Annotated in this window: 11 protein-coding genes; 7 read left to right on the forward strand and 4 right to left on the reverse strand. The window is 71.9% G+C overall.

The annotated features are described in order from the left end of the window. Nucleotides 1-9: 9 nt before the first annotated feature. The 3 genes from Van01_RS23845 to Van01_RS23855 all read right to left on the reverse strand — a co-directional run bounded on the left by Van01_RS23845 (nucleotide 10) and on the right by Van01_RS23855 (nucleotide 3205). Nucleotides 10-978 carry a carbohydrate ABC transporter permease gene (locus Van01_RS23845; protein WP_204011765.1) on the reverse strand — a complete coding sequence of 323 codons (969 nt, stop codon included), beginning with the start codon at nucleotides 976-978 and terminating at the stop codon, nucleotides 10-12. 109 nt (nucleotides 979-1087) lie between these two features. Then, the gene (locus Van01_RS23850) at nucleotides 1088-2377 is read right to left on the reverse strand and encodes an ABC transporter substrate-binding protein (protein WP_204011769.1); all 1290 of its coding nucleotides are present in this window, start codon (nucleotides 2375-2377) and stop codon (nucleotides 1088-1090) included. 282 nt (nucleotides 2378-2659) lie between these two features. Continuing rightward, nucleotides 2660-3205 carry a plasmid pRiA4b ORF-3 family protein gene (locus Van01_RS23855; protein ID WP_204011772.1) on the reverse strand — a complete coding sequence of 182 codons (546 nt, stop codon included), beginning with the start codon at nucleotides 3203-3205 and terminating at the stop codon, nucleotides 2660-2662. A gap of 151 nt (nucleotides 3206-3356) precedes the next feature. Here Van01_RS23855 and Van01_RS23860 point away from each other — a divergent pair, with 151 nt between their 5' ends. Both Van01_RS23860 and Van01_RS23865 read left to right on the forward strand, forming a co-directional pair. Then, complete coding sequence (locus Van01_RS23860; RefSeq protein ID WP_204011774.1) at nucleotides 3357-4103, forward strand: pyrimidine reductase family protein; 747 nt, start codon at nucleotides 3357-3359, stop codon at nucleotides 4101-4103. 79 nt (nucleotides 4104-4182) lie between these two features. Continuing rightward, on the forward strand, nucleotides 4183-4635 hold the full coding sequence (locus tag Van01_RS23865; protein ID WP_204011777.1) for a DUF7144 family membrane protein: 453 nt from the start codon (nucleotides 4183-4185) through the stop codon (nucleotides 4633-4635). Nucleotide 4636: 1 nt separating this feature from the next. Here Van01_RS23865 and Van01_RS23870 read toward each other — a convergent pair whose 3' ends face one another. Continuing rightward, nucleotides 4637-6268 (reverse strand): hypothetical protein, encoded by a 1632-nt coding sequence (locus tag Van01_RS23870; protein WP_204011779.1) that lies wholly within the window; start codon nucleotides 6266-6268, stop codon nucleotides 4637-4639. Between the two features lie 224 nt (nucleotides 6269-6492). On the opposite strand from Van01_RS23870, the gene Van01_RS23875 reads away from it, so the two are divergent. From Van01_RS23875 to Van01_RS23895, 5 genes are read left to right on the forward strand one after another with little or no spacing between them, the layout of a single operon-like run. After that, complete coding sequence (locus Van01_RS23875) at nucleotides 6493-8244, forward strand: ATP-binding protein (protein WP_204011781.1); 1752 nt, start codon at nucleotides 6493-6495, stop codon at nucleotides 8242-8244. Between the two features lie 16 nt (nucleotides 8245-8260). Next, nucleotides 8261-9409, forward strand: a complete 1149-nt coding sequence (locus Van01_RS23880; protein WP_204011783.1) for an exonuclease SbcCD subunit D — start codon at nucleotides 8261-8263, stop codon at nucleotides 9407-9409. Then, nucleotides 9409-11883: an AAA family ATPase gene (locus tag Van01_RS23885; RefSeq protein ID WP_204011784.1), complete on the forward strand. Its 2475-nt coding sequence runs from the start codon at nucleotides 9409-9411 to the stop codon at nucleotides 11881-11883. The genes Van01_RS23880 and Van01_RS23885 overlap by 1 nt, the downstream gene beginning before the upstream one ends. 25 nt (nucleotides 11884-11908) lie before the next feature. Further along, nucleotides 11909-12877 (forward strand): hypothetical protein, encoded by a 969-nt coding sequence (locus Van01_RS23890; protein ID WP_204011890.1) that lies wholly within the window; start codon nucleotides 11909-11911, stop codon nucleotides 12875-12877. Continuing rightward, entirely contained in the window at nucleotides 12877-13734 is an 858-nt protein-coding gene (locus tag Van01_RS23895) for a spermidine synthase (RefSeq protein WP_204011785.1), read from the forward strand. The genes Van01_RS23890 and Van01_RS23895 overlap by 1 nt, the downstream gene beginning before the upstream one ends. Nucleotides 13735-13797 lie beyond the last annotated feature (63 nt).

Consider the following 13797-nt stretch of genomic DNA (forward strand, 5'->3'; position numbering starts at 1 on the left):
GATCTGTCCTCACTTGGACGCGCGGCGGACGAGTACGAAGTTGATCAGCGACACGAAGACGATGATCATGAAGATCGCCCAGGCGACCGCGGCTCCGTAACCTGCGGTACTCAGGTTGTAGATGCCCTTCTCGTACATGTACATGGCCAGCGTCTGGTACTCCCGCTGGTTGCCGCCGATGATGCTGCCGTTGCCGAAGAGCAGCGGCTCGGTGAAGAGCTGCATGCCACCGATCGTGGAGAGGATGACCACGAAGATGAAGGTGGGCTTAAGCATCGGCAGGGTGATCTGCCAGAACTGCCGCCACGGGCTGGCCCCGTCGATCGCGGCGGCCTCGTACAGGTCCTTCGGGATGGCCTGCATGCCGGCGAGCAGGATCAGCGTGTTGTAGCCGGTCCACCGCCAGTTGACCATGGTCGCGATCGCGGTCCAGGAACTCCACTCCTGGGCACGCCAGTCGATCTGGTCCACCCCGACGAGGCCAAGCAGCCAGTTGAACAGGCCGAAGTCGCGCTGGAACAGCATGCCGAAGACGATCGCGACGGCGGCCACCGAAACCACGTTCGGTACGAAGATGGCCATCCGGAAGAAGGTCTTGGCGCGCAGCAGGGTCTGGTTGAGCAGGTTCGCCAGGAACAGCGCCATCAGCAGCTGCGGAATGGTCGACAGGGCGAAGATGCCGAACGTGTTGACCAGCGCGTTCCAGAAGTAGTCGTCCTTGATCAGCGCGGTGTAGTTGTCGAACCCGATGAAGGTGTGCTCGCCGATCATGTCCCAGTCGTGCAGCGACATCCAGGCGGTGCGCAGCATCGGGTACAACCCGAAGGCCCCGAAGATCAGGAAGAACGGCGCGATGTAGAGGTACGGGGAGTACTTGAGATCCAGGCGGTTGAAGAGATAGCCCCGGCGGCGGTGGGAGGGGGCGTCGGGGGGTGGTGCTGCTGGCGACGGCGGTGCCGTCGTGGCCGACAGGCTCATGCGAATTTCCTTTTCCAGCGAGGCCCGGGGGCCCTCGCGCAGGATGCTGCGCGGTGGGGACCGACCGGTGGCGTCCGGGTAATCCCGAACGCCACCGGAAGGGAATCACTCAGAAGACACCCTGAGTCTTCGCGTCATTCGTGAACTGCTCCCAGGCCGCATCCTTGCTGGCCTGCCCGTTCTCGAACGCCCGCATCGCCGGCTCGAACGCGTTCTCCTTCACCGCCTGGTGCTTCGGGCCCAGGTGCACCGGCTGGATCTTGGCGACGCTCTCGCCGAAGATCTTGCCGGTCGGCGCGTTGCTGAAGTACTCGTTGGTGTAGCTGAGGAAGGCCTCGTTCTTCAGCGCCTCCAGGTTGGTGGGCAGCGGGCCCTTGGCCTTGAAGGCCTCCACCTGGCTGGTGGCGTTGGTCAGGAACTCGGCGAGCTTCGCCGCCTCCTCCGGGTACTTGCTCTGCTCCGGCACGGCCAGCCACGAGCCGCCCCAGTTGCCGCCGCCACCGGGCACGGCCGCCACGTCCCACTTGCCCTTGTTGGCCTCACCGGAGTTGTCCGCGACGATGCCGAGCATCCAGGACGGGCAGAAGGTGGCCGCGAAGGTGCCCTGCTTGAAGCCACCGGACCACTCCGGCGACCAGGTGGACGCCTTGGCGGAGATGTCCACCATCGAGGTCGCGGTGTCCCAGGCGGCCTTCACCGCGGGGCTGGTGTCCGCGATGATGTTGTTTTCCTTGTCGTAGAACAGGTCGCTGCCCTGCTGGAACAGCACGCCGTTGGAGACGGCGGTGATCGAGTCGACGAACGCCTTACCGGTGGCCTGCTTGTACTTCTGGCCAGCCTGGTGGAAGCCGTTCCAGTCCGGCCAGAGAGCCGAGACCGCGTCCCGCTCGGTGGGCAGGCCGGCCGCCTCGAACAGGTCCTTGCGGTAGCAGACGGCGAGGCTGCCGACGTCGGTCGGCACGCCGATCAGCCGACCGTCAGGCGCCTTGCCCAGCTCCCACTTCCAGGGCAGGTAGTCGTCGGCGATCTCGGACGACACAAGCGGAGTCAGGTCGGCCCAGTTGCGCGGGTTGGCCTTGAACTCGTTGAGGATGCCCTCTTCCAGGGCGGTCACGTCGGCCGCGCCCTTGCCGGTGGCGAGGTAACGGACCAGCTTCGGCCGGTACTCACCGAGCTGGGCGGTCTTGCGCAGCTCGACCTTGATGCCGGTCTGCTGCTCGTACTGCTTGACGAGCTCGTCGTAGCCGAACTCGCCGAAGGTGTCGACGACCAGCTTCTCGGGCTTCTCGCCCTCGGCCGGCGTGTCGTCGTCATTGCCGCAGGCCGCGAGCCCGCCGATGGCGGTGATCGCGGCCAGGGTGGCTGCCGCCATGCGGGAACGCCGCGTGGTGAGGCTCATCCTGACCCCTCTTTCGATGGTGAGGCTGCTATGTCTGTGGTGGGGGGTGCCGCAGCGCCTGCCGACACCGGCTCGGTCAGTCGGCATCGGCGCCCAGGAGCGCGGGTATGTGATCCACGCCTCTTGGGAACGCTCCCATGAGATTGCCGGCAGGTGTCGGGAGTGTCAATAGTCCAGTGGGAGCGATCCCAGATCGTTACCACGCAGCTCGTTTGACCCGGCAAACAATTGGGAAACGCCGATGGGCTGCGCGTTCGTAAGGGGCAGTGGAGACAGCGTCGGTCAGCAGAGGCGACGCAGCAGGGTGTCGACCCGGCCGGCGTCGAAGGCCCCCGGATCGAACCCGGCACCCACCCAGTCCCGCATCGTCCGATGCTCCGGATGATCCGGCTCGGCCAGCGCGGCGAGCAGCACCAGGTAACCCTGCGGGCCGCCGACGTCCTCCGGCGGGCAGGCCCGCTCTCCGTCCAGGCAGCTCGGATAGCGTACGTCCGCCTCGGCGGTGAAGGCGTCCTCCACCAGCAGGTCGTGCTCCCACCAGTCACCGAAGTCGTACGTGTAGTGGAACCGGCTGCCCTTGCCGACCACCGCGTCCAACCGGACGTCCAGCTCGTCGTGCAACGCCAGCTCGCCGTCGGGATCCGGTTCGCCGTACTGGATCCCGTCGATCTCGAACGAGTGCAGGTGGCAGTCACGCCAACCCATCGCGTGCTGCACCACCCGGTGCAGCCGATCCAGGGTGTAGCCGCCGGGTACCAGCACCCGGCGCCAGATCGCCGGACGAACCCCGGACAGGGACATCCTGAGCTGGAAGATCTGACGCGGCATGGGTGTCCCATCCTCCCTCGGCATAGGCTGCGAGCATGATCTGCCGAGCGTGCCGGGCGCGGCGGCACGACGACTGCCCGGGCCGGAACTGGTGCGACTGCCAGCACCGTACCCCCCGACCCACCCCTCCCGTCACCGGTCCGGCCGGCGAATGAGCGACGGAGCGCCGATTTCCGTCCTCTGGCCGGACCCGTCGGCCGGCCCGGTGGACGACGACACGCTCATCGCCCGGTACGGCCGTGCCGACCGGCCGCACCTGCGCATGAACTTCGTGACGAGTGTCGACGGCGCGGTGAGCGTCGACGGCTACTCGGCCGGGTTGTCCGGCGCACCCGACAAGCGGGTCTTCGGTCTGCTCCGGATGCTCTGCGACGCGCTGCTGGTAGCCGCCGGCACGCTGCGCCACGAGGGTTACCGGGCGATCCGCCTCGACGAGCGTCGCCGGGCCTGGCGACGCTCGCACGGGCTGACCGAGTACCCGACCCTGGTCGTGGTCTCCGGCTCGCTCGACCTCGACCCGGCCCAGGCCGCCTTCGCCGACGCACCCGTACGTCCCGTGGTGCTCACCCACCAGAACGCGGCGGCACCCCCGGGCCTGTCCGCCGTGGCCGACCTGGTGCGCCACGGTGACGGCCGGGTCGACCTGGTCGCCGGACTGGCCGAACTGCGCCGTCGCGGACACGGTCAACTGCTCTGCGAGGGTGGTCCGCACCTGTTCGGTGCCCTCACCGCCGCCGACCTGGTCGACGAGGTGTGCCTCTCGGTCGCGCCCCTGCTCGCCGGTCCCGGACCCGGTCGGATCACCGCCGGCGATCCGAGTGCCGCCCGGCACCTGCCGCTGCGTCACGTGCTGCTCGCCGACGACGGCACTCTGCTGCTCCGCCACGCCCGGCACTGAACGGCCGATCCGCCGCGGCCCTCCGGCGGTCACCGCGAGTTGCCCGAAAGACCACGAAACCGCAGGTCAGCTCACTACCGTGGACCGGTGTCGGCGGCTGCCGGAGGGCCGGGCCGTGGCGTACGAGGTGGTCGAACTGCGGGCAGATGCGGATACGCGGGCGGCGCGGCCGTGGCTTGCCGGCAGCCTGCTGGCCGGCGCCGGTCTGGTCGACGTGATCGTGGCGTACGGCAACACGGTGACCGATCCCTACGTGGTCATCACGGCGGAGGGCAGTCACCACCTCGACATCACCGGGTGGGCCTGGGTGCACCTGGCCGTCGGCAGTGCCGCGCTGCTGGCCGGGTTGGCGGTGCTGACCGGCCGGCGGCGCTGGCGGCTGGTCGGCGTCGGTTGCGCCGTCGCCGGGATCGTCACAGCCGTCGTCGTGCTGCCGTACCTGCCGGTCCGGGCGGTGCTCGCGGTGGCGCTGTACGCGACAGCGCTGCGGCTGCTGCTCCGGCACCGCCGGGAACGCCCGGCCGGGCCGTAGCTCAGCGGCCCTCGCAGATCCGGCCGGTGCGGGCCGGGTCCGCCTCCCGGTTCGTCGACCAGATCGGGTTCAGCGACAGCAGCAGTTCCGGTGCCTGCCAGGCCGCACCCGTCCGTTGCAGCAGGTCGTACTCGTCGCGCGCCTGCTCGACCTGGTCACCGGCGATGAAGTCGACGAGCCGGTCCTGCACAGTGTGCCGGCCGAGCAGTCCGCCGTGGAAGGCGGGCTCCTTGTAGACCGGGATACCGCTGTACTCGCCGGGAGGCGCCTCCACCGCGCTCACCGTCGGCAAGAAGGCGATCATACGGACCCCGGCGACGGGGCAGAGCGTGCGGTTGCGGTAGAAGGGCGCCTCGGCGAGGACCGAGCGGACGAAGGGCTCGTCGGGGTTGCTGTCGACCTCACGGAACAGGTTCGAGGCGCCGAAGAGCAGCCGCAGCTCCCACCCGGCGGCCACCCCCCAGCCGGAGTGCCCGGGCGGCGGGTAGTAGGCCCGCCCGGGGCGGATCAGCGGGCTGAACAGCAGCGCGGTGTCGACAGGCGACCCCTGCGGCAACGTCTCCAGATAGGTGCTGATCACCATCGCGCCCTCGCTCTGTCCGACGAGCGCCACCGGCCGTCGGGTCCGCCGGTGCACCTCGTCGATCTGCTCGGCCAGCAGCGCCGCGCTGGAGCCCAACGTCCGGTGGGTGGCGTGCGGCCCGTACGGCCGGGGCCGGCGCTGGTCGTCGAGGCCCAGGTAGGAGTAACGCACCACCCGGGGGTCGGCAGGTGGGGTGCCGTCCCAGCTGGAGTCGTGCCCGGCCAGGACGATCACCGTGTGCCGCACCCGGTCCGGCAGCCGCTGGGTGACCACCGGCGGATCCCACTGCCGGTGACCGCCCACCGCGAGACCTATCGCGCCCTGCGCGGCCACCGAGGCGAACACCACGACGAGGATCATCAGCGGCGCCACAGGTACCCGGGCCCACCGGATCCGGGCCGGCTGCACCGCGGCGTGTACGGTCTGCCGCCACAGCAACCCGTTGACCAGGCCGGCGAGCCCGGCGAGCAGCACGTCCGCCCAGCCGGGGGTGGCCGCGATCAGGGCACCGGCCAGGGTGAGCACGACGAAGTTCAGCGATGACCAGCCGAGCAGCGCCAGCGACGGCAGCCCCCGCCACCAGTGCGCCGCCACCCCGGCCCGTTGCAGGAACGGCGAGACGAGCAGCATCGGCAGCAGCGAGGCGAGCAGGTACCAGGAGAGCGCCACCACGGAGAACGCCACAGACAGTGCCGCCCACGGCGAGATGATCACCGCGGCGAGCGCGGCGACCTCGATGTTCCTGCGGAGCAACCAGCGCCACGACGGTCGGGGCACGCCTGTCGGCCACGCCAGAGCGGTCAGGCCGGCGGAGAGCAGCCCGCGCAGCACCACCACGGCCAGCAGCCCGAGCAGAAAGCTGGACCAGGAGTCGTGGTAGACCAGCAGCCAGCGCAGGTCGTGGTAGGAGTCGTACGGCCAGACGGCGGTGACCTGCGGCGCGAGCGGCCGGGCGGACTGGAGGCCGACGGCCACCAGCACCGCCGCCTCCACTGCCGCGGGTACCGCGGCAAGCACCAGCAGCCAGCCCAGCCTGTGCCTCTCCGCCACTGCCCCTCCGTCCTCGTCACCTCGCAGGATCCCCCGGATCGGCGCGACGCGGTGCCGTTCCGACCAGACGGCGGCCACCCGGCGTCAGAACTCGGTAGCGGTGCGCGTTCGGCACTGTGTCGTTACGTGGCCTGCGCCGCGTCGCGTGGCGGCCTGTCGTACTCCTCCGGCAGGATGCAGGGCGTGTGTGCCGACCGCGACGACCAGCCGAGCGGAGTTGCTTGATGACCGACCAGGGGTTTGACGGCCCAGGCGAGGGGGTGGGCCGGGTGCTGGGCACCGCCGACGCCACTCCCCTGCAGTTCTGGACGGCTGTCGCCCCGGGCAGCTATCTCCAGCTCGACGACGTGGTGGTCACCCGACGGGAGCTGCCCGACCGGGAGCCGGTGACAATCGCCGGGGTGGTCACCCAGGTCCGGGCGCGGCACGAGGGCGCGCAGTTCGACTCCGACGTCTTCGCCATCGCCGACGGCACGCTGCCGGCGATGGTGCAGGAGGCCGCCGAGATCACCACCACCCGGGTCGACCCGGAGTTCTACGTGCCGCCGCAGCCGGGGGCCGTGGTGCACCGGGCGGAGGGCGACGCCAGGGCCCGGGCGCTGCACTTCGACCGGATGGAACGGCGGATCCCGATGGGCACCGGCCGCGACGGGGTGCCTGTCTATCTGAACGCCGACTTCCTCGACGGCAGCCGGGGCGCGCACGTGTCGATCTCCGGCATCTCCGGGGTCGCCACCAAGACCAGCTTCGCCACCTTTCTTCTCTACTCGGTGTTCCGCAGCGGCCAGCTCGGCGGCGACGCGGTGAACGCCAAGGCGCTGATCTTCAATGTGAAGGGCGAGGACCTGCTCTTCCTCGACCATCCGAACGCCCGGCTCGACGATCCGACCCGGGCCGCGTACGCCCGGCTCGGCCTGGTCGCGGACGCCTTCCCCGACGTACGGGTCTACGCCCCGCCCCGGGTCGGTGACTCCTCGGGCACGCCGGACGTGAGCAGCCGGCTCACCGGCGTGGACAGCTTCTACTGGACGCTCACCGAGTTCTGCGCCGACCGCCTGCTGCCGTACGTCTTCGCCGACGCCGACGACGAACGGCAGCAGTACACGATGGTGGTCCACTCCGTCGCCGCCCACCTGGCCCGCTACGCCCAGCCCGCCGACGGTGGGGTCAGCATCGACGGCGTCCGCCTGGGCAGCTACGGCGACCTTGTCGACCACATCGTCGAGCAGCTCAGCGACGACGAGACGCGCGCCGACTGGGCGGGCAGCGCGGTCGGTCTGGGCACGGTGAACGCGTTCGCCCGCCGGCTGATCGGCAGCAAGAAGGACCTGTCCCGGCTGATCCGTGGCGACCTGGCCACCCGCCGCCCGCACAGCATCAACACCGCCGAGTCCGCCCAGGTCACAGTGGTCGACCTGCACAACCTGCCGGACCGGGCGCAGCGTTTCGTGGTGGGTGTGACGCTCAAGACCGAGTTCGAGCGCAAGGAGAAGTCCGGCACCGCCCGGCCGCTGCTGTTCGTGGTGCTCGACGAGTTGAACAAGTACGCCCCCCGCGAGGGGTCCTCCCCGATCAAGGAGGTGCTGCTCGACATCGCCGAGCGGGGCCGTTCGCTCGGGGTGATCCTGATCGGCGCGCAGCAGACCGCAAGCGAGGTGGAGCGCCGCATCGTCACCAACTCGGCCATCCGGGTGGTGGGCCGGCTCGACCCGGCCGAGGCGTCCCGCCCGGAGTACGGTTTCCTCCCACCGGCCCAGCGGCAACGCGCGCTGCTGGCCAAGCCGGGCACGATGTTCGTCAACCAGCCGGACATCCCGGTGCCGCTCTGTCTGGAGTTCCCGTTCCCCGCCTGGGCCACCCGGGTGTCCGAGGCGGGAGCCGCGCCGTCGCAGACCCTGCGCTCGATCACCCAGTCCGCCGACCCGTTCGCGGTGGTCGGCTCCGGTGGCGGCACCGACGACGACATCCCGTTCTAGCGCAGAGGCTTGATCAATGAAGATCCTGCACACCTCCGACTGGCACGTGGGCAAGGTCCTCAAGGGGCAGTCGCGGGCCGAGGAGCACAAGCAGGTGCTGGCCGGGGTCATCGAGATCGCTCATCGGGAACAGCCCGACCTGGTCATCATCGCCGGCGACCTCTACGACACGGCGGCACCGACCCCGGAGGCGACCCGTCTGGTCACCCGGGCGTTGACCGCGCTGCGCCGCACCGGCGCGGACGTGGTGGCGATCGGCGGCAACCATGACAACGGCCCGGCCCTGGACGCGCTGCGCCCGTGGGCCGAGGCCGCCGGCATCACCCTGCGCGGCGGCGTACGGGAGGATCCGGCCGAGCACGTCATCGACGGCACCACCGCCGACGGGGAGCGCTGGCGATTGGCCGCGCTGCCGTTCCTGTCCCAGCGGTACGCGGTACGCGCGGTGGAGATGTACGAACTGACCGCCGCCGAGACCACCCAGACGTACGCCGACCATCTGGGCCGCATCATCGGCCGGCTGACCGAGGGTTTCGACGAGCCGGACCGGGTGCACCTGGTCACCGCCCATCTCACAGTGGTCGGCGCGGCCACCGGCGGCGGGGAGCGGGACGCGCACACCATCATGGGTTACGCGGTACCCGCCTCGGTCTTCCCCGGCACCGCGCACTACGTGGCGCTCGGGCACCTGCACCGCGCCCAGCGGGTGCAGGGGCCATGCCCCATCCGCTACAGCGGCGCCCCGCTCGCCGTCGACTTCGGCGAGCAGGAGAACGTCCCGGCGGTGACCCTGGTCGAGGTCACCGCGACGACGGCGGCGCGGATCCGCGAGGAACCGGTGACCGCGGCGACCGCGTTGCGCACCGTACGCGGCACCCTCGCCCAGCTCGCCGAGATCACTCCACCCGAGGGTTGGCTGCGGGTGTACGTACGCGAGCAGCCCCGCGCCGGCCTGCGCGAGGAGGTGCAGCAGCTGCTTCCCCGGGCCCTGGAGATCCGGATCGATCCGGAGCTGGTGCCGGCACCGGGCAGCGGCACCCGGGTGGCCCAACGGTCCGGTCGTTCGCCCCGGCAGTTGTTCGCCGACTACCTGGACAGCCGGGGGCATGCCGACGACGGGGTCCGGGAACTCTTCGACGAGCTGATCGAGGAGGTCGACCACTGATGCGGCCGATGCGGCTGGACCTGGCGGGCTTCACCGTCTTCCGCGACGAGACCACAATCGACTTCACCGACGCCGACTTCTTCGCCCTGGTCGGGCCGACAGGTTCGGGCAAGTCCACGGTGCTCGACGCGATCTGTTTCGCGCTCTACGGCACGGTGCCCCGGTGGGGTGGCACCCGAGGGCTGGGCAACGCGCTCGCCCCGTCGGCCACCGAGGCGCGGGTCCGGCTGGTCTTCGAGTCCGGCGGGGCCCGCTACGTCGCCACCCGGGTGGTGCGCCGGGACAGCCGGGGCAACGTCAAGACCGCAGGTGCCGGGTTGCAGCTGATGCCTGACGGATTCGACGTCACGAAGCTGGACACCGGGCTCAGTCCGGACGATCTGGGCGAGGTGGTGGCCGGCACCCCGGCGGAGATGGACGCCGCCGTGCTGGCCGCTGTCGGCCTGCCGTACGAACAGTTCACCAGCTGCGTGGTGCTGCCGCAGGGCCAGTTCGCCGACTTCCTGCACGCCCGCCCGGCCACCCGGCAACAGATCCTGGTCAACCTGCTCGGTCTCGGCGTGTACGAGCAGGTGCAGCAGCGGGCCACCACCCGGGCCGGGCAGGCGGAGGCGAAGCTGGAGGCGGTCGACCAACTGCTGGCCGGGCTGGCCGACGTCGACGACGCCGCACTGGAGCAGGCCGCCGGTCAGGTCGACCGGATGCGGGAGCTGGCCGGGGCGGTGACCGCCGCCGTACCGGAACTGGAGGCGGCGCGCACGACGGTGCGGGAGGCCAACGCGGCGCTGGCCACCCTCGACGCCGAGCTGGCCGCGTTGGACGAGGTTCGCGCGCCGGACGGCGTCACCGAGATCGCCCGGGCGGTGGTGGCGGCGCGGGCCGAGGCCGACGCGGCGGCGGCTGCCGTGTCGCTCGCCGAGGAACGCGAGGAGAAGCTGCGCGGCGAGTTGACCGCCGCCGGCGACGAGAGCGCCCTGCGGATGCTGCTGCGGGCCTACGCCGACCGGGAGCAGCTCTCCGACCAGGCGGAGCGGGTGCGGGTCGGGATGGAGGCGGCCGGTGTCGAGCACGACGCGGCGGTGCGGGCGCTGACCGGGGCGCAGGCGGCGGCCGAGCGTGCCGAGGCGGAGCTGGCGGCGGCGTTCCAGGCGCACGAGGAGGCGAAGACCGCCGACCAGGCGACGGCGTTGCGGGCGCACCTGGCCGACGGGGACTCCTGCCCGGTCTGCGAGCAGACGGTGGCCCGGGTGCCGGCTATTCCCGCCGGCTCGGCGGTGTCCAGGGCGGTGGCGGCCGGCAAGGCGGCCCGCGCGGCGAGCGAGGCGGCCCGGAAGGTCGTCGCCGAGCGGGACGCTGCCGCGCGGGACCTGGAGCGGGTGCTGCTGCGTGCCCGCACCGAACATGACGGGCTCCGGGCCCGCCTGGCCGAGCTGGACGACCAGCTCGCCGGTGCGGCCACCGCCGAGGCGCTGCGGGCGGGGCTGGCGGAGCTGGCCCGGCTGCGGCAGGGGTTGGACGAGGCGACCACGGCGGTCCGCGCCGGCCGGGACGCCGCCCGGCAGGCCCGGGGTGCGGTGGAGGCGGCGCAGGAGCGGCTCCGGGCGGCGTGGCGACGCTTCGACGGGGCCCGCGACGCGGTGGCCCGGTTCTGTCCGCCGGCCACCGACCGCGACGATGTGGCCGCCGCCTGGGCCACGTTGGCCGAGTGGGCGCAGGATCAGGCGCAGCGCCGCCGGTCGGAGCGGGCCGGGCTGGCCACCGCGGTGGTCGAGGCCGAGACGGCGGCCGGCGCGGCGGCGGACCGCATCGCCGGCATCTTCGCCGACGCCGGGCTGCCCGCCCCGGACGACCCGGTCCGCGCCGCGACAGTGGCGGTGGAGCGGGCCGAGGCCGACAGCCGCCGGCTGACCGAGCGGCGCGAACAGGCCGGGGCGCTGCGGGAGCAGCGGGCCGGGCACGAACGCGAGGCGCAGGTGGCGCGGGCGTTGGCCGGGCACCTGCGGGCCAACAACTTCGAGCGGTGGTTGCTGGCCGAGGCGCTGGATCTGCTTGTCGACGGCGCGTCGGGGATCCTGCGGGAACTCTCCGGCGGCCAGTACGACCTGGTCCACGACAAGGGCGAGTTCTTCGTGGTCGACCACCACGACGCCGGGCTGCGTCGGGGGGTGCGGACGCTCTCCGGCGGCGAGACGTTCCAGGCGTCCCTGGCGTTGGCGTTGGCCCTGTCGGAGCAGTTGGCCGGCATGTCCACCACCGCGGCCAGCCTGGAGTCGATAGTGCTGGACGAAGGGTTCGGCACCCTCGACGCGGCCACCCTCGACACCGTCGCCGCCACGCTGGAAAATCTGGCCGCCCGGGGCGACCGGATGGTCGGCGTGGTCACCCACGTGCCGGCGCTGGCCGAGCGCATCCCGGTCCGTTTCGAGGTGCGCAAGGATGCCCGCTCGGCCCGGGTGGAACGGACCGGCCGGTGAGCGGAACGGGGCCGGTGATGCCGACGTGAACCGGTTCTTCGTCGATGCCTGGGATCCGGGCTACGGGGCGTCGTTCGAGGCGGCGCCGGCCGGCCCGGCCGCGCCGAGCAGCGCGCAGGTCGAGGCGGAGCACGAACTGCCGGTGGTGGACTGGCGAGCCATCGGGCCCCGTCCGGGGGTCCGGGCACCCGACGTGGTGCTGCTCGTCGACGGGGTACGCCGGATCGACGCCAGCATCTGGACGGCCGAGGAGGACGGCGGCTCGTTTCCCGGGCTGGCCGCCTCGTACGCGGCCGGGGTGGTGCGGTGCGACCTGGATCGCGGTGCCGCGCAGCTGGCCGGCGCCACGGTGGAGCGCGGCCTGTTCACCGCCAGCCCGTCAGCGACCGACGTGGTGGCCGGCAACGTCCGCTACCCGGTGCACCGGGTCAGCGGCACCGGTGAGCTGGCCAAGCTGCCGGCGGCGGTGCAGGGCCCGCTGACCGCCCTGGAGGTGCAGGTGTCGGCTGCGGCGCGTACCGACGACGACCTGCTGGTGGTGGACGGGCCGCTGCGGAACCGGCGGCAGTTGCCCCGCACGCTCGGCTACATCAAGACCCAGCACAGCCAGTACCTCGACGCCCGACTCACCGCCGTGGTCACCGGCCTACCGCCGGGCCACCGCTCGCCGGTGTTCCGGCTCGGTACCGCCTGGGGCGGCTGGTCGTGGTATCTGCGGCTACCGGTGGCGGCGGGCGCGCCGTGGGCGGGGATCGTCCGGCTGGAGTGCTCCGCCGACCTGGAGATCGCCGAGGCGGTGCGGTTGGCCGACCTGTCGCTCGTCACCCTGCCCCGGTTCGCCTCCAGCCCGTACAAGGATCCCCGGGCCCCGCAGAACCTGGTCCCGATCGCCGGGCTGGAGCGGCTGCTGCGTTCCCGGCTGGGTGACGCGCGACTGCTGCACCGCGCGCTCACCGTCGCCGCCCGCAACGCCGCTGCCCGGGCCGACCGCTGATGGGCCGGCGGCGCGACACCGACCGGATCAGCGAGCCTGTCGACACGGGCCTCGCCGAGGTGGTGCCGGATCCGGACCGGTCCGGCTCGTGGACGCTGCTGCTCGACGGCGCACCGCAGTCGCATGTGGACCTGACCGACCCGACGCACCTGGAGTTCGAGTACGTCCGTCGGCTGGCCGCCGCGATCGACCTGGTGGCACCCGAGGGTGCCCCGCTGCGGGTGCTGCATCTGGGCGGCGGTGCGCTGACCCTGCCCCGGTACGTGGCCGCCACCCGCCCGGGCTCGACGCAGCGGGTGGTCGAGGTGGACGGGGCGCTCGTCGATCTGGTTCGACGCACGTTGCCGTGGCGGGCCGATCCGCGCCTGAAGGTACGCGTGGGTGACGCTCGGGCGGTCCTCGCCACCAGCCGCGAGGCCAGCTACGACGTGGTGGTCGCCGACGTGTTCGCGGGTGCCCGGACACCGGCCCGGCTCACCTCCGTCGAGTACGCCGCCGAGGCGGCCCGGGTGCTGCACCCGGCGGGCTGGTACCTGGCGAACGTCGCCGACGGGCCGCCGCTGCGCCACGCCCGGGGCCAGGTGGCCACCGTACGGACGGTGCTGCCCCGGGCCTGTCTGGTCGCCGACGCCGCCGTGCTGCGCGGCCGGCGCTACGGCAACCTGGTGCTCGTCGCCGGTCGCCAGGATCCGCCGGTGGCCGCGCTCGCTCGCCGTGCCGCAGGTGACTGGTTTCCCGGCCGGGTCCTAGCCGACGCGGAACTCGACCGCTTCACCGGTGGCGCCGCAGTGGTGCACGACGCCGACGCCATCGACTCGACGCCACCTCCGCCGGGGATTTTTTCCGTCCGGCGTTGATCCGTCCGGTGCCGCCGTCCGTACCAGTCAGCAGCCATGCCCGTGGGGGGACGGCTTTCTGTC

The sequence above is a fragment of the Micromonospora andamanensis genome (genome assembly GCF_016863495.1).
GTDB lineage: Bacteria > Actinomycetota > Actinomycetes > Mycobacteriales > Micromonosporaceae > Micromonospora > Micromonospora andamanensis.

Excerpts from the sequence above, each read along its gene's own strand:
- Van01_RS23845 (WP_204011765.1), bottom strand. The coding sequence starts at position 978 with ATGAGCCTGTCGGCCACGACGGCACCGCCGTCGCCAGCAGCACCACCC.
- Van01_RS23850 (WP_204011769.1), bottom strand. The coding sequence starts at position 2,377 with ATGAGCCTCACCACGCGGCGTTCCCGCATGGCGGCAGCCACCCTGGCC.
- Van01_RS23880 (WP_204011783.1), top strand. The coding sequence starts at position 8,261 with ATGAAGATCCTGCACACCTCCGACTGGCACGTGGGCAAGGTCCTCAAG.
- Van01_RS23895 (WP_204011785.1), top strand. The coding sequence starts at position 12,877 with ATGGGCCGGCGGCGCGACACCGACCGGATCAGCGAGCCTGTCGACACG.
- Van01_RS23885 (WP_204011784.1), top strand. The coding sequence starts at position 9,409 with ATGCGGCCGATGCGGCTGGACCTGGCGGGCTTCACCGTCTTCCGCGAC.
- Van01_RS23860 (WP_204011774.1), top strand. The coding sequence starts at position 3,357 with ATGAGCGACGGAGCGCCGATTTCCGTCCTCTGGCCGGACCCGTCGGCC.
- Van01_RS23875 (WP_204011781.1), top strand. The coding sequence starts at position 6,493 with ATGACCGACCAGGGGTTTGACGGCCCAGGCGAGGGGGTGGGCCGGGTG.
- Van01_RS23855 (WP_204011772.1), bottom strand. The coding sequence starts at position 3,205 with ATGCCGCGTCAGATCTTCCAGCTCAGGATGTCCCTGTCCGGGGTTCGT.